19 protein-coding genes are annotated in these 24,432 nt (G+C 31.7%); 11 read left to right on the top strand and 8 right to left on the bottom strand.

Annotation, left to right across the window (positions count from 1 at the left end; translation table 11 throughout):
- Positions 1 to 129: 129 nt before the first annotated feature.
- The 4 genes from BVC87_RS00295 to BVC87_RS00310 all read left to right on the top strand — a co-directional run bounded on the left by BVC87_RS00295 (position 130) and on the right by BVC87_RS00310 (position 7,654).
- Positions 130 to 2,898 carry a carboxypeptidase-like regulatory domain-containing protein gene (locus BVC87_RS00295; RefSeq protein ID WP_075340341.1) on the top strand — a complete coding sequence of 923 codons (2,769 nt, stop codon included), beginning with the start codon at positions 130 to 132 and terminating at the stop codon, positions 2,896 to 2,898.
- A gap of 24 nt (positions 2,899 to 2,922) precedes the next feature.
- The gene (locus tag BVC87_RS00300; RefSeq protein WP_075340342.1) at positions 2,923 to 4,356 is read left to right on the top strand and encodes a DUF5689 domain-containing protein; all 1,434 of its coding nucleotides are present in this window, start codon (positions 2,923 to 2,925) and stop codon (positions 4,354 to 4,356) included.
- 118 nt (positions 4,357 to 4,474) lie between these two features.
- On the top strand, positions 4,475 to 5,317 hold the full coding sequence (locus BVC87_RS00305; RefSeq protein ID WP_234974606.1) for a metallophosphoesterase: 843 nt from the start codon (positions 4,475 to 4,477) through the stop codon (positions 5,315 to 5,317).
- 81 nt (positions 5,318 to 5,398) lie between these two features.
- On the top strand, positions 5,399 to 7,654 hold the full coding sequence (locus BVC87_RS00310; protein WP_075340344.1) for an inorganic phosphate transporter: 2,256 nt from the start codon (positions 5,399 to 5,401) through the stop codon (positions 7,652 to 7,654).
- Between the two features lie 42 nt (positions 7,655 to 7,696).
- Here BVC87_RS00310 and BVC87_RS00315 read toward each other — a convergent pair whose 3' ends face one another.
- Positions 7,697 to 9,019 (bottom strand): serine hydrolase domain-containing protein, encoded by a 1,323-nt coding sequence (locus tag BVC87_RS00315; RefSeq protein ID WP_075340345.1) that lies wholly within the window; start codon positions 9,017 to 9,019, stop codon positions 7,697 to 7,699.
- Between the two features lie 88 nt (positions 9,020 to 9,107).
- On the opposite strand from BVC87_RS00315, the gene BVC87_RS00320 reads away from it, so the two are divergent.
- Both BVC87_RS00320 and BVC87_RS00325 read left to right on the top strand, forming a co-directional pair.
- A complete protein-coding gene (locus tag BVC87_RS00320) occupies positions 9,108 to 10,319 on the top strand; it encodes an aminotransferase class V-fold PLP-dependent enzyme (RefSeq protein WP_075340346.1) in 1,212 nt (403 codons plus the stop codon).
- Positions 10,320 to 10,373: 54 nt separating this feature from the next.
- Positions 10,374 to 10,802, top strand: coding sequence for a hypothetical protein (locus BVC87_RS00325; protein ID WP_075340347.1), 429 nt, complete (start codon positions 10,374 to 10,376; stop codon positions 10,800 to 10,802).
- Between the two features lie 6 nt (positions 10,803 to 10,808).
- On the opposite strand, the gene BVC87_RS00330 is transcribed toward BVC87_RS00325, so the two are convergent.
- Together BVC87_RS00330 and purN are read right to left on the bottom strand one after the other, a co-directional pair.
- Positions 10,809 to 11,447: a ribonuclease H1 domain-containing protein gene (locus BVC87_RS00330; protein WP_075340348.1), complete on the bottom strand. Its 639-nt coding sequence runs from the start codon at positions 11,445 to 11,447 to the stop codon at positions 10,809 to 10,811.
- Positions 11,440 to 12,012 carry a phosphoribosylglycinamide formyltransferase gene (gene purN / locus BVC87_RS00335; protein ID WP_075340349.1) on the bottom strand — a complete coding sequence of 191 codons (573 nt, stop codon included), beginning with the start codon at positions 12,010 to 12,012 and terminating at the stop codon, positions 11,440 to 11,442. Before purN ends, BVC87_RS00330 begins: the two co-directional genes overlap by 8 nt.
- Before the next feature lie 172 nt (positions 12,013 to 12,184).
- Here purN and BVC87_RS00340 point away from each other — a divergent pair, with 172 nt between their 5' ends.
- The 5 genes from BVC87_RS00340 to pyk all read left to right on the top strand — a co-directional run bounded on the left by BVC87_RS00340 (position 12,185) and on the right by pyk (position 16,415).
- Complete coding sequence (locus tag BVC87_RS00340; protein ID WP_075340350.1) at positions 12,185 to 12,421, top strand: acyl carrier protein; 237 nt, start codon at positions 12,185 to 12,187, stop codon at positions 12,419 to 12,421.
- 11 nt (positions 12,422 to 12,432) lie between these two features.
- Positions 12,433 to 13,683, top strand: coding sequence for a beta-ketoacyl-ACP synthase II (fabF, locus tag BVC87_RS00345; protein WP_075340351.1), 1,251 nt, complete (start codon positions 12,433 to 12,435; stop codon positions 13,681 to 13,683).
- Positions 13,684 to 13,693: 10 nt separating this feature from the next.
- Positions 13,694 to 14,431 carry a ribonuclease III gene (rnc, locus tag BVC87_RS00350; RefSeq protein ID WP_075340352.1) on the top strand — a complete coding sequence of 246 codons (738 nt, stop codon included), beginning with the start codon at positions 13,694 to 13,696 and terminating at the stop codon, positions 14,429 to 14,431.
- A gap of 82 nt (positions 14,432 to 14,513) precedes the next feature.
- Positions 14,514 to 14,984 carry an IPExxxVDY family protein gene (locus tag BVC87_RS00355; protein WP_075340353.1) on the top strand — a complete coding sequence of 157 codons (471 nt, stop codon included), beginning with the start codon at positions 14,514 to 14,516 and terminating at the stop codon, positions 14,982 to 14,984.
- A 3-nt stretch (positions 14,985 to 14,987) separates the two neighbouring features.
- The gene (gene pyk, locus BVC87_RS00360) at positions 14,988 to 16,415 is read left to right on the top strand and encodes a pyruvate kinase (protein WP_075340354.1); all 1,428 of its coding nucleotides are present in this window, start codon (positions 14,988 to 14,990) and stop codon (positions 16,413 to 16,415) included.
- Between the two features lie 82 nt (positions 16,416 to 16,497).
- Here pyk and BVC87_RS00365 read toward each other — a convergent pair whose 3' ends face one another.
- The 5 genes from BVC87_RS00365 to BVC87_RS00385 form a co-directional block, all read right to left on the bottom strand.
- Entirely contained in the window at positions 16,498 to 16,791 is a 294-nt protein-coding gene (locus BVC87_RS00365; protein ID WP_075340355.1) for a F0F1 ATP synthase subunit epsilon, read from the bottom strand.
- 23 nt (positions 16,792 to 16,814) lie between these two features.
- Entirely contained in the window at positions 16,815 to 18,326 is a 1,512-nt protein-coding gene (atpD, locus tag BVC87_RS00370) for a F0F1 ATP synthase subunit beta (RefSeq protein WP_075340356.1), read from the bottom strand.
- A 188-nt stretch (positions 18,327 to 18,514) separates the two neighbouring features.
- Positions 18,515 to 19,909 carry an OmpA family protein gene (locus tag BVC87_RS00375; RefSeq protein ID WP_075340357.1) on the bottom strand — a complete coding sequence of 465 codons (1,395 nt, stop codon included), beginning with the start codon at positions 19,907 to 19,909 and terminating at the stop codon, positions 18,515 to 18,517.
- Between the two features lie 117 nt (positions 19,910 to 20,026).
- A complete protein-coding gene (gene kbl, locus BVC87_RS00380; RefSeq protein WP_075340358.1) occupies positions 20,027 to 21,223 on the bottom strand; it encodes a glycine C-acetyltransferase in 1,197 nt (398 codons plus the stop codon).
- A 24-nt stretch (positions 21,224 to 21,247) separates the two neighbouring features.
- Entirely contained in the window at positions 21,248 to 24,370 is a 3,123-nt protein-coding gene (locus BVC87_RS00385; protein ID WP_075340359.1) for a UvrD-helicase domain-containing protein, read from the bottom strand.
- Positions 24,371 to 24,432 lie beyond the last annotated feature (62 nt).

The raw sequence follows: 24,432 nt of genomic DNA on the forward strand, positions 1-24,432 counted from the left end.
GTAAAACAAAATCTAAGCCAACTCATCCTTTTTAAATGGTATATTCTCAAATGTTAATATTAAGTTAACATTAACAGTCTTTAAAAAACATAAGTTTGCACGCATTTTTTTTAAAAAATAACAACTTATATGAAACAAATTATCTTAACAGTATTCCTGAGTTTAGTAACTCTTACGGGATTATTAGCCCAAAGTACTGTAAAAGGAGTTGTAAAAGACAGCAACTCAGAAGAGGTAGTACAAGGAGTTTCAATCAGTATTGAAGGAAGAAAAGAAAGCCAGCTAACTAAGGCAGATGGTACATTTTCTTTACAAGGTTTACCTGATGGAAAATTCATTGTTACACTAAAAAAAGAAGGTTATGAAACACAAAACTATCCTGTTACACTAAGTGGTAGTGTTGTTGATTTAGGTGAAATCTTCATGTATGAAGATGAATTTTCTGAAAATCAAGATTTAAGTACCATCATAATAGCAGATGATGAGTTGAGTGACGATGCAAATGGAGCTGACAATATATCAAGCTTATTGCAATCTTCAAGAGATGTTTATTTACGTGCTGCTGCTTTTGAGTTTAGCTCATCTTTCTTCAGAATTAGAGGATTAGATTCTGATAACGCTAAATTACTTATCAATGGTATTGAAATGAATAAGCTTGAAACTGGTCGTCCTGAATGGGCTAACTGGGGTGGTTTAAATGATGTACTAAGAAATCAAGAATTCACAAATGGTTTAGCTCCTTCTAATTACACTTTCGGAGGTGTTTTAGGATCTACTCACATTAGTACCAGAGCATCACAATATCGTAAAGGAGCTAGAATTTCTTATGCATCTTCTAACAGAAGTTACCGTCATAGAGTAATGGGTACGTATTCTTCTGGTTTATTGAAAGATGGATGGGCATTTACAGTATCTGGTAGTAGAAGAGCTGCTAGCGAAGGATTCGCAGAAGGTACTTCTTATGATGCTACTTCGATGCTTGCTTCTATTGAAAAAGTATTCAATAACCAACACAGTTTAAACTTAACTTCGGTATTTACTTCTAACAAAAGAGGAGTTGGGTCTCCAATTACTCAAGAAGTTTTTGATTTAAAAGGTGTTCGTTATAACGCAAACTGGGGTTTACAAAATGGCGACATTAGAAACTCAAGAATTAAAGATGTGGAAGAGCCATTTGTAATGTTAGGACATTATTGGGATTTGAATGATAAAGTTAGTATTAATACTAATTTATCTTATCAGTTTGGTAAAATTGGTAGAAGTAGAATTGATTTTAATGCAGGACAAAATCCAAACCCTATTGATTTTAGAAACTTACCTAGTTTTTGGATTGATGAAGGTGACTTAGCTCAAGCTTTTGAAGCTGAACAACGCTTTTTAAATGATGGACAATTAGACTGGAATAGTCTTTATAGTGCTAACATAAACAATTCTCAACAAGGTTTAGACGCTGCTTATGTATTAAGTGAAGATAGAATTGATGATAAAGTTTTTAATGCTAATACTATCATTAATGCAGAGATTACAGACAATATTACTATTAATGGTAGATTACAATATACAAATTTAGAATCTGAACGATTTGCTAATGTTTTAGATATGTTAGGAAGTACTACAGGGTATCTTGATATTAACAGGTTTGCAGATATTAGTGCACCTGAAAGACAAAGTGATTTACTAAATCCTAATAGAATAGTAAATAAAGGAGATCGTTTTAAATACAACTATATTATCAACTCTGAAGTAATGAATGGTTTTGTTCAAGGACAATTCAAATTCAATAAAGTTGATTTTTATGTAGCTGCTGATATTACAAGAACTTCACACCAAAGAGAAGGTTTATACCAAAGTGGACGTTTTGAAAACAACTCTTTAGGAAAATCTGAAAAGCAAGATTTTACTACTTTCGGAGCTAAAGGTGGAATTACTTATAAAATATCAGGTAGACATATTTTAGATTTTAATGCGGGATACTTAGAAAAAGCTCCAACTATTAGAAATACATTTACTCAAGTGAGAGAAAGTAATCTAATTACTAATAATCTTACTACGGAAAAAGTATTGTCTTTTGATGCTAGTTACATTGTAAGAACACCTAAATTCACATCAAGAATTACTGGTTACTTCACTCAAATTGAAGATGATATAGATTCCAACTTCTTCTTCTTCCAATCTGAACTATTTAATCAGTTTGTTCAAGAAACTATTACTGGAGCAAATAAGCAACATTTAGGTGTAGAATTAGGATTTGAATATAAAGTTACTCCTACTTTAGCGGTTAAAGGTGCTGCAAATATTGGTGAATATGTGTATACTAATAACCCAACTAATGTTGAATTTTCTACAGAAGATACTGCAGAATCTAGACAACAAGGATTTGTTGGTGGAGTTAGATCTTTTGGAACTACTTTCTTAAAGAACTATCGTTTAAACTCAGGACCGCAAACAGCATATTCGTTAGGTTTAGAATATCGTGATCCAGATTATTGGTGGGTAAGCTTAACAGGAAATTATTTTGATGATACTTTTATTGGTGTTAGCCCAGTTTTAAGAACTAATGCTTTCTTCGAAGATAATGATGGATTACCTATAACTGATTATGATCCTGTAGAAGCAAAGAGATTATTACAGCAAGAAGAGTTTGAAGGTTACTTTATCGCAAATGCTATTGGAGGAAAATCTTGGAAAATAAGTAAAGACAACAAATATGTAGGATTTACTTTAGGGATTAACAATATCTTTGATCAAGTATTTAGAACAGGTGGTTTTGAACAGGCTAGAACAGGTGGATACAATCAACTGAAAGAAGATTTTGATAGAGAGAAAAGATTATTTGGGCCAAGATATTGGTATGGTAGAGGTACTAACTACTTCTTCAATGTTTATTACAGATTCTAAAAAAATAAAACACACATTTCAATCATGAAAAAAAATATATTTAAATCAATAACCGTAATTTTAATTACATTTATGTTATTCTCTTGTGTTGAGGATAGCTTTGATGTTCCAGTTCCAACTGGTAACGAACAAAATAAAGAATTAAGCATTATTTTAGGGAAAATTGCTACTGACGACACTTGGAATTTAGTTAGTATTGCTGATTTAAAATCAAGATTTACCTCTGGAGATGCACCTTTATTAATCGACAAAAATGATGTAGTAAAAGGATATGTAGTATCTTCTGATCGTACTGGTAACTTCTTCCAAGAAATTTACATTCAAGATGCTCCTGAAAACCCAACAGCAGGTATTAAAGTAGCATTAAGCTTAAGAAATAGTTATACTAAATTCAATATTGGTAGAGAAGTATATATCCAATTAAACGGATTATACTTAGGAGAAACAAACTCTGGAGATGGTATTACTACTATTGGAGGAAAAGTAAAAGCTGACGATGCTGATGAAGTAGATGAAATCACTGAAAATCAAATCAATGTATTCAATCATATTTTAAGATCTGATAAAACTGAAGTTATAGTACCAACTGCTATAAAAGCTTCACAAATCAACGGTAACTTAATCGGTACTTTTGTTAGAATAGAAGAGGCTTTCTTCCCAGAAGATTTAAAAGATCAAACTATTGTAGATCCTAAAGAGGACTTTGACACACAGAGAACATTAGCTGCTTGTGGAAATTTAGGAGAAGATAAATTTATTTTAGAAACGAGTTCTTTTGCTAACTTTTCTTCAGTAAAAATTCAAACTGAAAAAGGAGGTACAATTGACGCAGTTGTTACTAAAGATTTTAGAGGAGACAACTTTGTTGTTGTAATTAACGATTACAGTGATATTAACTTCGATAAGGATGTGGATTGTGCTATTGATGCTCTTGCTTGTACTGGTGCTACATCTACTACTAGAGAAATCTTTAATGAAGATTTCCAATCAATTACTAACGAATCTCAATTAGACGGTTTAGGTTGGACTAATATTAATATATCTGGAGGAAGTGAAAGATACGAGCGTAGCTCTTTTAGTGGTGATACTTACTTAAAAATATCTGCTTTTGGTACAGGAGAAGCTCCTTTAGAAGCTTGGTTAGTTAGTCCTGCTATTAATTTAGATAGTAGTACAGAAGAAGAACTTACATTTGAAGTGTCTGCTAACTTTGAAACAGGTAAAATTTTATCTGCATTCATAACTGAAAATTACACTGGAGATCCTACTACTACAGAGTGGACACAATTAAACGCTGATATTCCAGTTGGAGGAAGTAGTTTTGGAAGCTTTGTAAAATCCACTATAAACATCTCTTGTTTAAATGGTGATGTACACGTAGCTTTTAGATATATTGGTAATGCAGGTGCTGATGAAACTAGATATCACATTGACGATATTAAAGTAACGGGAAAATAATTCTTTCCTTATATAAATCAAAACCGAGCTTTTAAAAGCTCGGTTTTTTTATGCATATTTATCAAAAAGAATTATGTCTGCAAATCGAAGAATCACTCGAGCATTTAATAATGCGAAAATGCTTTCTCTAAACGAGGATTCTAAATATATTTTTTTCTCTGATTGTCATAGAGGTGACAATAGTTTTGCAGACGACTTTGCTCGTAATAGAAAAATATACAACCACGCCATGTCCACCTATTTTTCTAAAGGATTCACTTACATAGAACTCGGTGATGGTGATGAATTATGGGAAAATAATTTCACTAGTATTTTTAAAGCGAATAAAGACACTTTTTTAATCTTAAAAAAATTTCATGATTTGAATCGGCTTCACTTTATTTGGGGTAATCATGATATGGACTATAAAAGTTCTAAACACATTCAAAAAAATTTAGCTTCATACTATGAAGATGCTACTGAAGAAAATAAAGAATTTATGCCTAATGCATCATTTTCTGAAGCTATTCAATTACAAAACGATAATGGCAAGTCAATCTTCTTACTTCATGGTCATCAAGCCGATTGGTTTAACTATACGTTCTGGAAATTGAGTAGATTTTTAGTAAGATTTCTATGGAAACCTTTACAAATCATAGGAATAAAAGATCCTACTAGTCCTGCACAAAACTTTAAAGAGTTAATAAAAGTAGAACGACATTTGGAAAAATGGATTAAAAAAAATAACAATCAAGTAATTGTGACTGGTCATACTCATAGGCCTAGGTTCCCACAACCTAATGAATTACCTTATTTCAACGATGGAAGTTGTGTGCATCCTAGATGTATTACTGGTATTGAAATAGAAAATTATGAAATCACATTGATCAAATGGCATTTAACTACACTTGAAAACGGAACCATGAAAATTGTTAAAACTATTCTTGAAGGCCCTCAAAACTTAAGTAATTACTTTGATTAAATTCATTTCATAACAATTAGGTAACATACCCAAAAGCGTAGGTTTTTACTTTTGTCGAGATTTTATAATCTTAGTATTACCATGGGGGATCCATATATTTTAATGTTAGTAGCTTTAGCAGCACTAGCAATTTTAGATTTAGTTGTAGGAGTTAGTAATGATGCCGTTAATTTTTTGAACTCTGCTATTGGTTCAAAGGCAATTCCTATTAAAACTATTATGATTATCGCCAGTGTAGGTGTATTTTTTGGTGCCGTTTCATCAAGTGGAATGATGGAGGTAGCAAGGAAAGGAATTTTCAATCCAAACATGTTTATGTTTGAAGAAATCATGTACATCTTTATGGCTGTAATGATTACCGATATCCTCTTGCTAGATATATTCAATTCTCTAGGAATGCCTACATCAACTACAGTATCAATTGTTTTTGAATTATTAGGAGCCTCAGTTGCTATAGCCTTGATAAAAATTTCAGCAAGTGATACTCAGTCTGTTGCCGATATTTGGTCTTATATTAATGATAAAAAAGCCATTGAAATCATCTTAGGTATTGTAATCTCGGTGATTGTAGCATTTACTGTAGGTGCTATTGTTCAATATTTTTCCAGAGTTATTTATTCTTTTGATTTTGAAAAAAGACCTATTTACATCAATGCTTTATTTGGTGGTTTTGCTATTTCTGCAATTACGTATTTTATTATCATAAAAGGATTAAAAGGAACTCCTTTTTATGTCAATATAAAAGGATTAATCGAAGGAAACTCTGCATTAATTATTGCTGGTAGTTTTATAGTATGGTCATTAATATCTTATGGTTTAATAAAATTTTTAAAGATTAATATCCTAACAGCTATTGTTGCTATTGGAACATTTTCTCTAGCAATGGCTTTTGCTGGTAATGACTTAGTGAATTTTATTGGGGTGCCTATAGCTGCTTTGAACTCTTATGAGGCTTGGCAAGCTTCTGGTGTTGACGCTAATCAATTTTCAATGGGAGTCTTAGCAAAAAAAGTACCTTCAAATACCATTTTATTATTGGTAGCTGGAGCCATTATGGTAATTACTTTATGGACTTCTAAAAAAGCGAAAGCTGTAATAGAAACAGGAATTAACCTTTCTCGTCAAGGAGATGGACATGAAAAGTTTAAACCTAATAATGCTTCTAGAGTAGTAGTAAGATTGGCAATGATTGCTAACAAAGGATTTAATGCATTACTTCCTTTGAAAACACAACAATACATCAACTCTAAATTTGAGAAACCTGTCATTAAACTCCCTAAGGACAAAACATATGAACTTCCTGCTTTTGATTTAGTTAGAGCTTCTGTAAACTTAATTATGGCTAGTATTTTAATCGCTATAGCTACTTCTATGAAGTTACCTCTATCTACTACTTATGTTACATTTATGGTAGCCATGGGTACTTCGTTAGCGGATAGAGCTTGGGGTAGAGAAAGTGCAGTATATAGAGTAGCTGGTGTATTAAATGTAATCGGCGGATGGTTTTTAACAGCTATTATAGCCTTTACTGCCGCAGGAATTGTTGCTACCTTAATACAGTGGCATCAAGCTATGATACCTGTATTATTATTATTGGTCATCTTTATGTTGGTTAGAAGCACCTTACAATACTCTAAGAAAGCTAAAGAAGAAAAAAATCAAGAATTCATAGAACGTGCTGAATTAATTTCTATAAATGAAGTTATTGATGAAAGTGCTGAGCATATCGCCAATGTTGCAGACAGAGCTAATAAATTATACTCGAATGTAGTAACTGATTTAGCTACTCATGACTTAAACAAGCTTAAAAAAACAGAAAAACATGTAACCAAACTTCATGATGAAATTGAAAGTTTAAAAAATGGGGTATTCTATTTTATAAGATCGTTAGATGATACTTCTGTAGAAGCTAGTAAATTCTACATTTTAATTCTTGGATATTTACAAGACGTAACTCAATCTATAAGCTACATCTCTAAAATAACGTATAATCACGTAAACAACAATCATAAGAACCTTAAAAAATCACAACTCAAAGATTTAAGTAGTATAAATGACAAGCTTACTGGATTACTAGATAAAGTAAGTGTTACTTTTCAAAACAAATCATTTGATAATTTAAATGAAGTACTCAACGGTAAAGCAGAATTATTAAATGATTTAACGTCATCAATTGAAAAACAAGTTGAGCGCATTAGAACTGTAGAAACTAGTCCAAAAAACACGACATTATATTTTAGTATCTTATTAGAAACTCAAGATTTAGTTTCTGCATTAATTAGTTTATTAGAAAGCTGTAACGAATTTTACATTTCTTCTAAATCTTTAAATGCTTAACTAAAAATATAAAAAAATCTCGGAAAATTTCCGAGATTTTTTTTATTTAAAAGAGTTTAATATCTCACTTAAAAAACGATTAACATCTGCATTTTTAGTTAATCCTAAACGCACAACTACCATTTCTTGATCTGGTAAAATGAAAACGTTTTGTCCTTGATATCCATTAAAAGAATACATGTTTTTTGGTACGTTAGGATATCTTCCTCCAGCATTCAGCCAAATTTGTGCTCCATACCATCCTTCTGAAGTAGGTGTTGGTGTTGTCGCATATTTTACCCAATCAGCATCAAAAAGTGAATTTCCATTCCATTTACCATTATTCAAGTATAATAGTCCAAACTTTGCCCAATCTCTAGCAGTTGCCCAAGCATAAGAAGAACCTACATAATTTCCACTCATATCTGTTTCTACTACCATAGAGTTCATTCCTATTTTATCTATTAATTCTGTATACCAAAAATCTAAATATTCTTGATGTGTTTTAAATTGTTTTCTCAATATCGCAGAAAGAACATTTGTAGTACCCGAAGAGTAGTTCCATGATTGATTTGGTTTACCCACTAAAGGTTTTTCTATTTGTAATCTTGTAACATCATCTGTTAAAAAAAGCATTTTAGTAACATCAGAAATCGTATTATAATCTTCATTCCACTCCAATCCACTATTCATTTGTAATAAATTATGGATAGTTATATTTTTTCTTTCATCATCTTTCCACTCATCAAAAGGCGCTTGATCATGTACATTAAGCTTACCATCGCATTGTAAAACTCCAAATAAAGTACTCGTTATACTTTTAGTCATGGACCAACCTAGCAATAATGAGTTTTTATCAAAACCAGTATCATATTTCTCAGCTATAATTCTATCCTTGTAAACCACTAAAAAAGCTCTTGTTTTAAATGTATCATTAAACATGTTATCTACAGTAGTATTAAGCTTTTCATAATTTATCTCAGGAAAAACTGAATCCTTTGGTTCTCCATTACCATAAGGAAATGGTGTTTTATTATCGGGTAATGATCTTTTTGGCAGTAATGGTGTTTTATTTAACTCCGATCCATCAACTAATAGCACACTTCCTAGTCCTTTTCTATATTTTGCTTTTCGAGTTAGTAAACCTAAAGCAGAAGAATAAGCTGTTTCCGTATTTTTTTCAACGCTATTCTTTGCTAAGTTTACAGGAGAAAAATTAGTATCAGTACTATCTGTAAATTGCAAATCTCTTTTCGCTAAAAAAACAGACGAAGCTGTGTTTTTTGCTGCATACCCAGCAATAATATTTAACTTAGGATAATTGTAAAAAACGGCAAGTAATAGTATAGCAAATAAGAGTAATAAAACTCTTTTAAAAATTTTCATATTCAGTTTGTTTTAGCAAATGTAAGAATTTAAATGATTGATTGTTCTTTTAATAACATAGCCTTATTTTTGTATAAATATTTAATACATGCTAGATATCAATACTATCCGTAATGATTTTCCTATTTTAAAAAGAAAAGTTCACGGTAAACCTCTAATATATTTCGATAACGGTGCTACTTCGCAAACACCACAAGTTGTTATCGATGCCATAATTGACTATTATACTAACTATAACGCAAATATTCATCGAGGAGTACATACTTTAAGTCAAGAAGCTACAGATAAATACGAAGAAGCTAGAATTAAGATCCAAAAACACTTTAATGCTAAGCATTCTTATGAGATTATTCTAACATCTGGAACTACTGAAAGTGTAAACATTATTGCTTCTGGTTTTTCTTCTCTTCTAAAAAAAGGAGATGAAGTTATTGTTTCTGCATTAGAACATCATTCTAATATAGTACCTTGGCAAATGATGTGCGAGAAAGTAGGTGCTAGCTTGAAAGTAATACCTATGGATGAAGATGGTTCTTTACAAATAGATGTATATAACGAATTATTGAACGATAAAACTAAACTTGTTTTTTGCAATCATGTTTCTAATGCGTTAGGTACTATTAACCCAATTGAAACTATTATAGATAAAGCTCATAAATTTGGAGCATATGTTTTAATAGATGGTGCACAAGCTTGTCCACATATTAAACCAGACCTTCAAAAGTTAGATGTTGACTTTTATGTAGCTTCAGCTCATAAAATGTGCGGACCTACAGGTGTTGGAATGTTATATGGTAAAAAAGAATTATTAGAAATGCTTCCTCCATACCAAGGAGGTGGTGAAATGATTGAAACTGTAACTTTCGAAAAAACCACTTATGCTGGATTACCTCATAAATTTGAAGCAGGCACACCAAATATTTGTGGTGGTATTACCTTCGGAGTTGCTATAGACTACATGAATGCCATTGGTTTTGAGAATATTCAAAATAGAGAAAATCAACTTCTTGAGTATGCTACTGAAAAATTATTAGCCATAGAAGGACTTAAAATTTATGGTACTTCAACAAAAACTTCAGTAATTTCTTTTAATATTGAAGGAATACATCCTTATGATATAGGATCTATACTAGATAAACTGGGAATTGCCGTAAGAACAGGACACCATTGTGCTCAACCTATAATGGACTATTATCAAATTCCAGGAACAGTAAGAGCTTCTTTAAGCTTCTATAACACTACAGAAGAAATTGACATTATGGTTGAAGCAGTTACTAAAGCTAAAATGATGTTAAGTTAAAAATTTATACAAAAAGGTGCTTAATAAGCATCTTTTTGTATAATTTCATTTATTATGATTCCTTTTTTTAAGAAACTATCTTTTTATATATTTTTATTAACAGTTACTTCATGTGTATCTCAAGTTCATAAAGCTACTAATAAAATAAATGAGATTATTCTCAATGCTCAAACTCGAGGTGCATTGCAAAACATTATCTATGTAAACAATACTATTCTTTATAAAACAAACGATTCATCTAAAACCTATTTTTTATCTAAAAAACAAATAGAAAATTTATACGTTGAAGTCTCTAAAATAAATCTTACTACTATCTCTACACTTGAAGCACCTTCTAACAAAAGACTATTTGACGGTGCGCTACATACCACACTTTCATTAAAGATCGACAACAATAAGTACATCTCTAGTCAATTTGATGATGACAACCCACCTAAAGAGCTTAAAGAAATAGTATCTTTATTAAGAAGTTTTATTAAATAAATAGAATTACTTTCTACCAAAATCTGCAGGAATTTCACCCCAAGCTTTAGTTTCCCATTTTAAAATAGGATTTGTAATTGCATTTTCTTTAAGCCATTGTTCTGCACGTTTAATAAGATCCAAAAGCTCTTTATTCTTTTCAGTAAATACAATATTAGTTCTACATTGCTTTTTTTTAACCCAAGACATGGCAATTCTAGAATCTGAATATATTGGATAAGTCGTCATTTTCTTTTTCTTTAGTAAAGCTAATGCGTGTACTAAAGCTAAAAACTCACCTATATTATTTGTTCCTTCCTTAAATGGACCTTGAATAAAAATTTGTTTTTTTGTTTTGGTATCTACACCTCTATATTCCAAAACACCCGGATTACCTGCACAAGCTGCATCCACAGATATGCTTTCTAACAAAGGGATACCTATTTTTTGTAGTTCATCTTTAGAGAGCTTAACCTTTTTAGTGTCTAAACCTTTATAATCGTCATATTTCTTTGTAAACGCTTTTTTTGCTTCTTCTTCATCAGAAAAAGCTTTGTACTGCGCACCTTCGAAACCTGAAATTTGCTTCTTACAGGTATCCCAAGAAGTATAAACTCCTGTTTTTTTTCCTTTCCATACTACATAAAACTTTTTTTTCTTACTCATTCTTAGCTAAAATTACCTGTTCAATAACCTCTGGAAAATGTTTATATTCCAATTCGTGTACTTTTTTAGCTATCATTTCTGGTGTATCAACTTCGTCAATTGATGTTTTTGCTTGAAAAATAATAGCTCCTTCATCATAATTCTCGTTTACATAGTGAATTGTTATACCTGTTTCAGACTCTTTATTTTCTTTTACTGCTTTATGCACATGCATTCCATACATCCCTTTTCCTCCATATTTAGGTAATAATGCAGGATGAATATTTAAAATTTTATTTGGAAAAGCCTTGACTATTTTTTCTGGAATTCTCCATAAAAAACCAGCTAAGATGATGAAATCTGCTTCTTTTTTTAAAAAGTTCAACACCATATCTGACTTAGAAAAGTCATTTCTATCAAAAACTAAACTATTAACATCCAGTTTTTTACAACGATCTAAAACTTTGGCATGTTCGTTGTTAGTAAGCACATGAGTAATTTCGGCAGTTGTTTTAGTTTGAAAAAACCCAATAATATTCTCAGCGTTACTTCCAGAACCTGAAGCAAAAATGACTATACGTTTCATAATCTTAAAAATAGCTATGTTATTACTGCAAAAAAACAATAATTATTAACAACAATGTGGTCCTAAACAAAAGATTTTTTATTTTAGACCCCATATTTTTGACCAAAAATTAGAATTAAATCATGAGATTTGTATTTTTGCGTCGATTTAAAATTTAAAAATTTAGAGAATTATGTCAGACATTGCATCAAGAGTAAAAGCTATTATCGTTGATAAATTAGGAGTTGACGATAACGAAGTAACTAACGAAGCAAGCTTCACTAACGACCTAGGAGCAGATTCGTTAGACACTGTTGAGTTAATTATGGAGTTTGAAAAGGAATTCGATATTCAAATCCCAGACGACCAAGCTGAAAACATCGCAACAGTAGGTCAAGCAATTAGCTATATAGAAGAAGCAAAAAAGTAAAGCAAAAACATATGCAATTAAAACGAGTTGTAGTAACTGGACTTGGCGCATTAACGCCAATAGGAAATGATATTGAACAATATTGGAATGGCTTAGTTAACGGAGTTAGCGGGGCTGCACCTATCACGTATTTTGATGCTGCCAAGTTCAAAACTCGTTTCGCATGTGAGCTTAAAGATTTTGAGGTTAAAGATTTCATCGATAGAAGGGAATCTCGTAGGATGGATAAGTTTGCTCAGTATGCTATGGTAGCTTCTGATGAAGCTATTGCTGATGCTGGTTTACTAATCGATCAATTAAACAAATATCGAGTAGGGGTCATATGGGGAGCAGGAATCGGAGGATTAGAAACATTCCAAAATGAAGTTATTAATTACGCCGCTGGTGATGGCACTCCTAAATTTAACCCTTTCTTTATACCTAAAATGATTGCAGACATTGCACCAGGTAATATTTCCATTAAAAATGGATTTATGGGACCTAACTACACAACTGTGTCTGCTTGTGCATCATCCGCAAATGCGATGATTGATGCTCTAAATTATATTCGCCTTGGACATTGTGATGTTATAGTTACTGGTGGTAGTGAAGCTGCTGTTACCATCGCGGGTATGGGAGGATTTAATGCTATGCATGCTCTTTCTACAAGAAACGAAAGCCCGGAAACAGCATCAAGACCTTTTGATGTTACAAGAGATGGATTTGTTTTAGGAGAAGGTGCTGGCGCATTAGTTCTTGAAGAATATGAACACGCTAAAGCCAGAGGTGCTAAAATTTATGCTGAAGTTATTGGAGGAGGAATGTCTTCCGATGCACATCATATGACTGCACCGCACCCTGAAGGTTTAGGTGTTATTGCAGTGATGAAAAACTGCCTTGAAAATGCTGGAATAAAACCTGAAGAAGTAGATCACATTAATACACATGGAACTTCTACTCCATTAGGTGATGTTGCGGAATTAAAAGCTATATCTGAAGTATTTGGAGATCATGCCAAATCTATTAATATCAATTCAACAAAATCAATGACAGGTCATTTATTGGGAGCTGCTGGAGCTATTGAAGCTATTGCTTCTTTATTAGCAATGCAAAACAGTATTGTACCTCCAACAATAAATCACTCTAGTGTTGATGAAAATATTAATCCTGATTTAAATCTTACTCTGAATAAAGCACAAGAGAGAGAGATTAATGTAGCTCTGAGTAATACTTTTGGATTTGGTGGTCATAATGCTTGTATTGCTTTTAAAAAATTAAAGTAATAGATAGCTTATGAATTTTCTTCGTAGAATAGTTAAACCCAAAACTAAAGAGGACGAAGAATTCTACTACGAGCTTAAATCTTTATTAAATTTCAAACCTATTGTACTTAATCATTACAAAAAGGCCTTTATTCATAGGTCTTTAAAAATGACTGATAGTAAAGGCAAACCTATTAATTACGAAAGACTTGAATTTTTAGGTGATGCTATTTTAGGCTCTGTTATTGCTTCTTTCCTATATAAAGAAGCTCCTAGAGGAAATGAAGGTTACTTAACTCAAATGCGATCAAAAGTTGTAAATAGAGAAAATTTAAATGAGCTTGGAAAAGAACTTAATTTAATTCGATTCGTAAAAAGTAATGTAAATCAGAATCAAGTTGGAGACAATATTCATGGTAATATTTTCGAGGCTTTAATAGGGGCTATTTATCTTGATAGAGGTTACAATTATTGCCATCAATTTATCTATGACCAAATTATAATTCCCTACATAGATCTTCAAAAATTAGAAAATAAAATCACTAGCTACAAAGGTTTCATTATTGAATGGTGTCAAAAAACCAAGAGAAAGTATGCTTTTGAAAGCTATGAAGACACAGGTAAACAATCTCAAAAACATTTTAGTGTTAGAGTAATTATTGACGGGCAGAAAATTGCTAAAGGGAGAGCTACTTCAAAAAAGAAAGCAGAAGAAATGGCTGCTAAACGAGTTTATTACGCTTTTCAAAAGGAAATAAACGATCTATAATTGCACAAAAACAAGAAATCGTTTTCGTTAATTTCACATTATTTTCAAGTTACATTATGTAAATTAGCATAAATTAGATTTTATGCAAATTCATTCCTTAACCCTAGATGACTTCTCCTCTACCGATTATTTTTTGGTTGGCATTCATGCTGCAATGGAAGATTATCGTCTAGCTTATTTATTGAATTTACATTTACATATTAAATTAAAGCGTTCAGATTTTGACTTAGATTCCAAACATAGTAATGGTAACGCCACTTACTCGTTGTTTGAGTACAATAATACAAGTACTGAAAATAATTGGTTTTTAATTTCTAATCGATATAAAGCTAAAATTCAATCGGAAAATTTAAGTCTTTTTTCTGAAAGCCAAACTTTTACTTATTTAATACCTGAGAAGAAAAAAGTTGATTATTTTTTAAAATTAGAGGGGGATTTTACATCAAAAACTATTGAAAAAACAATAGAAAAAATTAACAATTTACCTCAAATAATCACTTCATATACTATAAAAACAAACGAACTAAAATCTAAAGAGTCTTTAATTTTTTAAACTATGCCACACAACAAAAAAACCAAAATTGTTGCAACGTTGGGGCCTGCAACTAACACGAAAGAAATTCTTGCTGAAATGGGAGCTGCAGGAGTAAATGTTTTTAGAATTAACTTTTCGCACGCCGATTACGAAGTTGCGAAAGAACGCATAAAACAAATACGAGAAATCAACAAAGAAAGAGGTTACAACTTAGCCATTTTAGCAGATTTACAAGGACCAAAGTTACGAGTAGGTGTAATGGAGGATAATGTTGAAGTTAAAGCTGGAGATGAGTTTATTTTCACTACTGAAAAATGTACTGGGACTAATAAGAAAGCATTTATGACTTATCAACGTTTCCCTAAGGATGTAAAGCCTGGTGAAAATATTCTTGTTGATGATGGTAAACTGCTATTTGAAGTAATATCTACCGATAAAGATAAGGAGGTATTAACAAAAGTAATTAATGGAGGACCATTAAAATCTAAAAAAGGAGTAAACCTACCTAACACAAACATTTCATTACCTGCACTTACTGAAAAAGACAAAAAAGATGTATTATTTGCTCTAGAACAAGAGGTAGATTGGATTGCTCTATCATTTGTTAGAAATCCTGAAGATTTACGCATACTACGTGATTTAATTAAACAAAAGTCACGTTACAGAGTTCCTGTAATCGCTAAAATTGAAAAACCTGAAGCTGTTGAAAATATTGATGCTTTAATTCCATATTGCGATGGACTTATGGTAGCTCGTGGAGATTTAGGTGTAGAAGTTCCTATGCAAGATGTACCGTTAATTCAGAAAAGCTTGGTAAGAAGAGCTAAAAAAGCTAGAATTCCAGTAATAATTGCCACTCAAATGATGGAAACTATGATTGAAAATAGTGTTCCTACTAGAGCAGAAGTAAATGATGTAGCTAACTCTATAATGGATGGTGCAGATGCTGTAATGTTATCTGGTGAAACTTCAGTTGGAAAACATCCAATAAAAGTAATTCAAAAGATGACCGAAATTATAGGTAGTGTTGAATTTTCTCCTTTAATTAAAGTTCCTGTTGAACCACCTCACATTAGAACAAATAGATTCATCACTAAATCAGTATGTCATCATGCCGCATTAATGGCTAACGACATTAACGCTGCCGCAATTTCAACATTAACCAATAGTGGATATACAGCATTTCAAGTATCAGCATGGCGACCAAAGTCTCACGTAATTGCATTTTCTTCTGAGAAAAGAATATTAGGTAAACTAAACTTATTATGGGGAGTAAGAGCTTTTTATTATGATAGAGAGCTTACTACTGATGCTACAGTAAAAGATGTTAATGAAATAATAAAGGAAAAAGGGTTTGTTAAAAGCGGTGATTTTGTTGTAAACCTAAGTTCTATGCCTGTACAAGAAAAAGGTATGGTAAATACTTTAAGAATATCACAAATAGATTAATTTCAAAAAAGATAACTATATAAAAAAAACCCGTAATTTAATTACGGGTTTTTTATTTATCATTTAAAACAAAAATTTATGCTTAATCAGCAAGTATAATTGCTTTATTATCTTTAATTTCAATAGTTCCAGAATTGATCGCTAAAGTAAGTACTTTATCATCTGCTGGTAATTTTTCTATACTACCATGTAAGTCATCAAAAACTAAATGATTTTGACTGTGAACATGTACTTTAACTACCCCTTCATTCAAAACAGACACTATAGGTGCGTGGTTGTTTAAAACTTGGAACTCTCCATTCACACCAGGTACTACAACAGAATCAATTTCTGATGAGAAAACTACAGCTTCAGGAGTAACGATTTCTAAAAACATAATTAACTATTAAGTAATTAATATTAAGCCTCAGCTAACATTTTCTCTCCAGCTTCAATTGCATCATCAATTGAACCTCTTAAGTTAAATGCTGCTTCTGGGTATTTATCTAACTCACCATCCATGATCATATTGAAACCTTTGATAGTGTCTTTAATATCTACTAATACTCCAGGAATACCCGTAAACTGCTCAGCTACGTGGAATGGTTGAGATAAGAAACGTTGAACACGACGAGCTCTGTGAACTACTAATTTATCTTCCTCAGATAATTCTTCCATACCTAAGATTGCGATAATATCTTGTAATTCTTTATAACGTTGTAATAACTCTTTTACTCTTTGTGCTGTATTATAATGCTCATCTCCTAAGATTTCTGGTGTTAAAATTCTAGAAGTAGAATCTAATGGATCTACTGCTGGGTAAATACCTAATTCCGCAATCTTACGAGATAATACTGTAGTAGCATCTAAGTGAGCAAAAGTTGTAGCCGGTGCAGGGTCAGTTAAATCATCCGCAGGTACATATACTGCCTGTACAGAGGTAATAGATCCTTTCTTTGTAGAAGTAATACGCTCTTGCATTGCACCCATTTCAGTTGCTAATGTTGGTTGGTATCCTACTGCTGATGGCATACGTCCTAATAAGGCTGATACCTCAGAACCTGCTTGTGTAAAACGGAAAATATTATCTACGAAGAATAAAACGTCTTTCCCTTGGTCTTCACCAGCTCCATCACGGAAATACTCTGCAATAGTTAATCCTGATAAAGCAACTCTTGCACGTGCTCCTGGTGGCTCATTCATTTGACCAAATACGAAAGTAGCTTTAGAATCTCTCATTGTAGCTTTATCTACCTTTGATAAATCCCATCCACCTTCTTCCATAGAATGCATAAAATCATCACCATATTTGATAATTCCTGATTCTAACATTTCACGAAGTAAATCATTTCCTTCACGAGTTCTTTCACCTACTCCTGCGAAAACAGATAAACCTCCGTGTCCTTTTGCTATATTGTTAATTAATTCCTGAATTAATACAGTTTTACCTACTCCTGCACCACCGAATAATCCAATTTTACCTCCTTTTGCGTAAGGCTCAATTAAATCAATTACTTTAATTCCAGTAAATAAAACTTCAGTCGACGTAGATAATTCTTCAAACTTTGGAGCTTGACGGTGAATTGGCAATCCATCTTTACCCTCTTTAGGTAAATCACCTAAACCATCGATAGCCTCTCCAGTTACATTAAATAAACGTCCATAAATATCATTTCCTATTGGCATTTGGATTGGGTTACCTGTAGCCAAAACTTCCTGACCTCTTTGTAGTCCATCAGTAGCATCCATAGATATTGTACGTACGATATCCTCACCTATATGTTGTTGAACTTCTAAAACTAATGTTGAACCATCTTCTTTTTTAATTTCAAGAGAATCATAAATCTTTGGAAGTTCAGCATTTTCAGTATTAAACTCAACATCGATAACTGGACCAATAATTTGAGAAACTTTACCTTTTATTGTAGACATTACTTTTTGTAATTAAGTTATTGTATTTATTAAGTGCTTTTTATCTCACTTTTCAGTGCGCAAAGGTAATTTTTTTATAACAATATAAAAAACGTTTATTAAGAATTTTTACTTGAACCTTAATCCATTAAAAAAGCCCCGCAAATGCGAGGCTTTATTTATTTTTAAGGATAACTTAATTCAGTGAATTACTTCTTTAAGTTGATCTCTACACGTCTGTTTTGTGCTCTACCAGCTCTAGTTGAGTTACTAGCAATTGGATAGTCTTCACCAAATCCAACAGAAGATAATCTTCCAGCAGGCACACCAGCTCTACCAACTAAGTAGTCTAATACAGCTTTAGATCTTCTTTCAGATAATTTTAAGTTAGATGAAGCTTTACCAGCGCTATCAGTATGACCTTCGATGTTGAAGTTAGCATCTGGATATTCTTTCATGATACCAGCAATTAAATCTAATTTACCTGTAACACCTGGTCTGAATGAAGATCTTCCAGAGTTGAAGTAGATAGCTCTTGCGAACTCATTTAACTTAGCTTTAGCCTCTTCAGTGATTACTGGCTTAGGCTCAGGACAACCTTGTCTTGAAGCAACACCAGCAACATCTGGACACTTATCTACGTTATCTTTAACTCCGTCGTTATCTTTATCTCCCCAAGGACATCCACCGTTATCAGCTGGACCAGCTTCTTTAGGACACTTATCATTTTGATCAGCAATACCATCACCGTCAGTATCAGGACATCCGTTCATTGCTTTAGTTCCAGCAACTGTAGGACAAGCATCATCTTTATCAGCGATACCATCTCCGTCAGCATCAGGACATCCATTTAACTCAGCTTTACCAGCTTCGTTAGGACAAGCATCATCAGAATCTTTGATACCATCACCATCAGCATCAGGACATCCGTTGAATTCTTTTAATCCAGCAACTTCTGGACAAGCATCGTCTTTATCGTAAACTCCGTCACCGTCAGTATCTTTTCCACCGAAACGGAAAACAACACCTAAACTGTGTTGGAAGTGATCTCTTACTTTGTCAGCAAATTCTTTTTTACCTACTGATTGGAAGTTTAAACCAATGTTCTCATTGAACCAAATGTTGAAACCACCACCAAAGTTTAAAGTACCTTCAGATCCGTCAACAAAGTTAGTTCCTTCTAAAGAACCGAAGTCTACATAACCTCCACCAACGTATACATAAGGATCCCACCATGCAGTGTCTCCAATTAAGTGATTTAAATCCCACTTAACACCTAAATCGATAGCCCAATATAACTCATCGATATCGTCTTCAGTAGCGAAAGTTTTAATTTTGTTTAAAGATCCAGCTAGTTGTAATGTGAAACCATCATTTAAGTATCTCTCAACACTTAACCTTGAAATAGATGGAAGTGTGTTATCACCCCATTCGCTAGTTCCAATGTAATCTTGTAAGTAATCACCAAACTCTTCTGGGATTCTAACATCTACTGTATTAACACCGAAACCTACAACCCAAGGATTGTTTTCATCCTGTGCGTTAACGTTACTGAACGTTAAGAACGCAACCATAGCTAGCATAGCTAATTTTAATTGTTTCATTATCAAAAATTTAAATTAAAAGTTCGTTTATATATAACGCAAATGTAAGTTCTAAAAACTCATTTACAAAAGCAAATCTACAAAAACTTAGATAAAAAACAAGTTTTTGTTCTTCTTTTACGAAATAACATTTAAGGCTTTTCCTACTTTTACAAATGCCTTTACTGCCTTATCTATATGTTCTTTTTCATGAGCTGCTGACAACTGAACCCTTATTCTAGCTTGCTCTTTAGGTACTACTGGATAAAAGAATCCTATTACATATATACCTTCTTCTAATAATTGATTTGCCATTACCTGAGATAACTTTGCATCATATAACATAACAGGAACAATTGCTGAATCTGCCCCTACTAAATCAAACCCTGCTTTTTCCATCTCTGATCTAAAATAATTAGTATTCCATTCTAGCTTATCTCTTAATGAAGTATCATTAGATAGTAAATCAAATACCTTTAAAGACGCCCCTACTATTGCTGGCGCTAATGAATTTGAAAACAAATAAGGTCTAGAGCGTTGTCTTAAAATATCTATAATTTCTTTTCTCCCTGTAGTATAACCTCCCATTGCACCACCTAACGCCTTACCTAAAGTACCTGTTACAATATCAACTTTACCTAATACCTCTTTAAGTTCCAAAGTACCTCTACCTGTTGTTCCAATAAAACCAGCTGCATGACATTCATCTACCATTACTAATGCATCGTATTTCTCTGCTAATGCACAAATTTCATCCAACTTAGCAACTATACCATCCATAGAAAACACTCCATCAGTAACAATTATTTTAAATCTATGGTTTTGTTTATTTGCTTCAATTAACTGTTCTTCCAAAGATTGCATATCATTATTATGGTAACGATATCTAGCAGCTTTACATAAACGCACTCCATCTATTATTGACGCATGATTTAAACTATCTGATATAATTGCATCATCTTTTGTTAATAAAGGCTCAAAAACTCCTCCGTTAGCATCAAAAGCTGCCGCGTATAAAATAGTATCCTCAGCACCATAAAACTCTGCAATTTTTGATTCCAACTCTTTATGAATATCTTGAGTTCCGCATATAAATCGAACTGAAGACATTCCAAAACCATGAGTATCCATGGTATCTTTAGCTGCTTGAATTACTTCTGGATGATTTGATAATCCTAAATAATTATTAGCACAAAAATTAATTACTTCTTCTCCTGTTGAAATTTTGATAACAGCATCCTGCGAAGAAGTTATTATTCTCTCAGTTTTATATAATCCAGCATCTTTAATATCCTGAATTTCTTTTTGTAAATGTTCTTTAATTTTTCCGTACATGGTTTGTTTGTTTGGGCGATAAAATTATACAATTTCTTCTACTAAAACTTCATCATTTATATAGACTAATAATTTTTTATCAATAGTGTAGTTTAATTCAGATAGTTGCTGAGCGTATTTATTAATTTGTTTTTGATGTGCATCTACTTGTTTTCCTGTCTTGTAATCTATAATAGTTACTTTATTATGAGCAAAAACTAATCTATCAGGAATCATAATTTCTTTACTTCTGGATATCATCTCTTTTTCATTAAAAACCACAACATCATCTGCAAAGTATTTTTTTAACTCGGAGTGATTTACAATTTTTAATATTATATCTTCAATATTTTTATAACTTCCCTGAGTTAAATCACCTTGGTTCTTCAAAAAGAAAAGCACATCTTCTACCTCATTAGAGGTTTTTATCTTGGATAAAATTTCATGCAATAAATTTCCATAGCTAACTTCTTCTTCAAATTCCGTATTCCATAACTTAGAAGCACTGGACAGTAATACAATATTATGATCTTGCCAATGTGTAGTTATAAAGTTTTTTTGCTCAGTGACCGAAAGGTCTTTTTCTACTTTACTAGAAATACGGATAGATTTTCCGAAAGTATACTCAAGTTGGTCATCTTTCCATAACTGCATTTTTTTCAAAAAAGAAATAAAAATACCTGAATAATAATTTGTGTTCTCACCTGTTTTGGTAATTCTTTTTTCAGTGATGATATGCAATTGTTCTACAGCTCTAGTAAGTACTACATATAAAAGATTGAAATTATCTAGCTCTAATTCTTCTCTTTGTTGATAATAGATTTCACTTCCTCTATCATTTATGTATTCTATTTTTTTACTGTAATCAACAAGAATTTCACTAAAATTCGAATAATGATCTGGTAATTTATCAAACCAAACTTTAGGTTTAACTTGCCTGTAAATATCTAAATCGTATGGAAAAATAACTACCGGAAATTCCAATCCTTTTGATTTATGAATTGTCATGATATGTACTGCATCCCCTTCCTCAGAAGAAACAATACTTAATGTATTCTTTTTTTGATCCCAAAAATCTAAAAAGTCTTGTATGTTGACACCTTTGTTTTGCTGATCCAAAACAAGATCTAAAAAGAACTGCACATAAGCATCAGATTCTTGAATAAGCTTAAAATCTCTGATTAGCGCCTCTATTTTTTCATAAAAAGGTAATTGAAAGAAATCAACTAAACTGAAATTAATTCCAAAAGGTTTTAAATCTTCAAATAATTCTTGTAGCGTGTTTTTAGCATACTTCGTTAAAAAGTCATGGGCTGAATCTTTGATTTTTAAATGTTGATACAGAAAATATAAAATTTCAAATTTTGTTTCCTCATCATTAGGAAACTGAATGAGATGTAATATCTGAACTAAAAACCTTACTTTTTTACTATTATTTAATAATAATGTTTCAGATGAAATTACATCAATACCTTTTTCTGACAAATAATTAGCAACAGCGATTCCTTCACTCTTTTTTCTAACAATTATACATATTTCATTTAGCAGAAAATCATCTTGTATGTCTTGTATAGTATCATAAACTCTTTTAGGATATTTTATTTTGTCTTCTTCTTTATCTTCTAATTTCTCTAAAAAAGAAATAGAAACATATCCACCTTGTTTTTTATTTTCTTTTTGTTCGTTTCCTTTTGAAAAAAGTAGTTTATATTCTTCATTATTAAAAAAATTAGCTACATGCTGGAAAAAACTATTATTAAACTTTATGACCTCAGAATAACTTCTAAAGTTTCTATCCAAATGCTTTACTTCTTTAGCAGATTGAAACACTTTGCTTTCTTCTCTACTTAATTCAATTAATTGCTCTGCTTTTCCACCTCTCCATCTGTAAATTGCTTGTTTAGCGTCTCCAACTAAAAGCAAACTACTATTCTCTTGCGCTAAAGCATTATCTATTAGAGGGATTAAATTTTGCCATTGCAGTACTGAAGTATCTTGCATTTCATCAATACAATAATGCATAAAGCGTTGTCCTATTCGCTCATAAATAAAAGGAGTAGGTTGATCTTTTATATGATCTGAAATTAGTTGATTAAATTCTGCATTTAATCGAATGTTATTTTCTTCTTTTAATATATTTAGTTCTTGATTAATATTATTTAAAACTGCTAATGGAATAATACTTTTCAATACTAACTGATTCAAGATTAACAATCTGAAAATTGATTCTGACTCAGAATACAATGATAACAACTCTGGGAGAATGCTTTCTATAGCTGTTTTTATGTCATCAGATTTTGACTTTGAATAAAATAAATTCTCTTCAATTCTTTCTTTTAATTTACTTTGATCAAAAAACTTAGCTGTAAAAGGATCTTTTTCTAGAGCTAAAAAATGTTTCGGCAATAATGAATAGTAAAAATCTTTATGCTCTAAATTCATTGAAGCTATAATCTCTAAACCTCTTTTGCCTATTGCTTTTAATTTTTTAATATATTCTTGTTGTCCATTAGCTAAACTCTCTTGTAGCTTATTAAAATCAGCAATAGGAATTTTACTTAATTTTCTAAAGTGTTTTATATCATTTTCATTTAGTAGTACTTTAGCAAATTCTTTTAGCTCATTAGAAATATCCCAAGATTTATCTTCATCTATTTTAGATATCGAATATGATATCAATAAATTTGTTAGTTCTTTTTCTACTCCAATCTTAGACAACAAAACATCAACAGCTTCATTTAATAATGAAACAGCGTCCATTTCTACTTCAAAATTTAAAGACAAACCAAGATCGTAAGCAAAGCTTTTAATAATTTTATGCGTAAAGCTATCAATAGTTGTAATTGAGAATGCAGAATAATTTTGTAAAATCGCATCTAAGACCTTTACACTTCTTGTTTGAATTGTTTGAAGATTTAATGCAGTTTCTTGTAATATCAATTCTAATACATCATTAGCATCTCCCTTTGAAAAAGTATCTAAATTTTTTAATACTCTTTCTTTCATTTCACCTGCTGCTTTATTGGTAAAAGTAACTGCTAAAACTTTTTGAAAATAAAAAACATCACTAGACTGTAATAACACCTTAAGGTATTCTTTCACTAGAGTAAATGTTTTTCCGCTCCCAGCAGAAGCATTATAAACCTGAAAAACAGAACTATTTTGCACAAATTAAATTTTATGCAATTTAAGTAAAAAATACCCCAAGGTATTACTGAAGTTATTTACAA

The sequence above is a fragment of the Tenacibaculum agarivorans genome (assembly GCF_001936575.1).
In the GTDB taxonomy this organism is placed as follows: Bacteria; Bacteroidota; Bacteroidia; order Flavobacteriales; family Flavobacteriaceae; genus Polaribacter; species Polaribacter agarivorans.

Excerpts from the sequence above, each read along its gene's own strand:
- BVC87_RS00365 (WP_075340355.1), bottom strand. The coding sequence starts at position 16,791 with ATGTTTTTAGAAATCGTTACTCCTGAAGCTGTAGTTTTCTCATCAGAA.
- rnc (WP_075340352.1), top strand. The coding sequence starts at position 13,694 with ATGAATTTTCTTCGTAGAATAGTTAAACCCAAAACTAAAGAGGACGAA.
- BVC87_RS00320 (WP_075340346.1), top strand. The coding sequence starts at position 9,108 with ATGCTAGATATCAATACTATCCGTAATGATTTTCCTATTTTAAAAAGA.
- BVC87_RS00375 (WP_075340357.1), bottom strand. The coding sequence starts at position 19,909 with ATGAAACAATTAAAATTAGCTATGCTAGCTATGGTTGCGTTCTTAACG.
- BVC87_RS00295 (WP_075340341.1), top strand. The coding sequence starts at position 130 with ATGAAACAAATTATCTTAACAGTATTCCTGAGTTTAGTAACTCTTACG.
- BVC87_RS00330 (WP_075340348.1), bottom strand. The coding sequence starts at position 11,447 with ATGAGTAAGAAAAAAAAGTTTTATGTAGTATGGAAAGGAAAAAAAACA.
- BVC87_RS00305 (WP_234974606.1), top strand. The coding sequence starts at position 4,475 with ATGCTTTCTCTAAACGAGGATTCTAAATATATTTTTTTCTCTGATTGT.
- BVC87_RS00340 (WP_075340350.1), top strand. The coding sequence starts at position 12,185 with ATGTCAGACATTGCATCAAGAGTAAAAGCTATTATCGTTGATAAATTA.
- atpD (WP_075340356.1), bottom strand. The coding sequence starts at position 18,326 with ATGTCTACAATAAAAGGTAAAGTTTCTCAAATTATTGGTCCAGTTATC.
- BVC87_RS00300 (WP_075340342.1), top strand. The coding sequence starts at position 2,923 with ATGAAAAAAAATATATTTAAATCAATAACCGTAATTTTAATTACATTT.
- BVC87_RS00325 (WP_075340347.1), top strand. The coding sequence starts at position 10,374 with ATGATTCCTTTTTTTAAGAAACTATCTTTTTATATATTTTTATTAACA.
- BVC87_RS00310 (WP_075340344.1), top strand. The coding sequence starts at position 5,399 with ATGGGGGATCCATATATTTTAATGTTAGTAGCTTTAGCAGCACTAGCA.
- BVC87_RS00355 (WP_075340353.1), top strand. The coding sequence starts at position 14,514 with ATGCAAATTCATTCCTTAACCCTAGATGACTTCTCCTCTACCGATTAT.
- BVC87_RS00315 (WP_075340345.1), bottom strand. The coding sequence starts at position 9,019 with ATGAAAATTTTTAAAAGAGTTTTATTACTCTTATTTGCTATACTATTA.
- fabF (WP_075340351.1), top strand. The coding sequence starts at position 12,433 with ATGCAATTAAAACGAGTTGTAGTAACTGGACTTGGCGCATTAACGCCA.
- purN (WP_075340349.1), bottom strand. The coding sequence starts at position 12,012 with ATGAAACGTATAGTCATTTTTGCTTCAGGTTCTGGAAGTAACGCTGAG.
- kbl (WP_075340358.1), bottom strand. The coding sequence starts at position 21,223 with ATGTACGGAAAAATTAAAGAACATTTACAAAAAGAAATTCAGGATATT.
- pyk (WP_075340354.1), top strand. The coding sequence starts at position 14,988 with ATGCCACACAACAAAAAAACCAAAATTGTTGCAACGTTGGGGCCTGCA.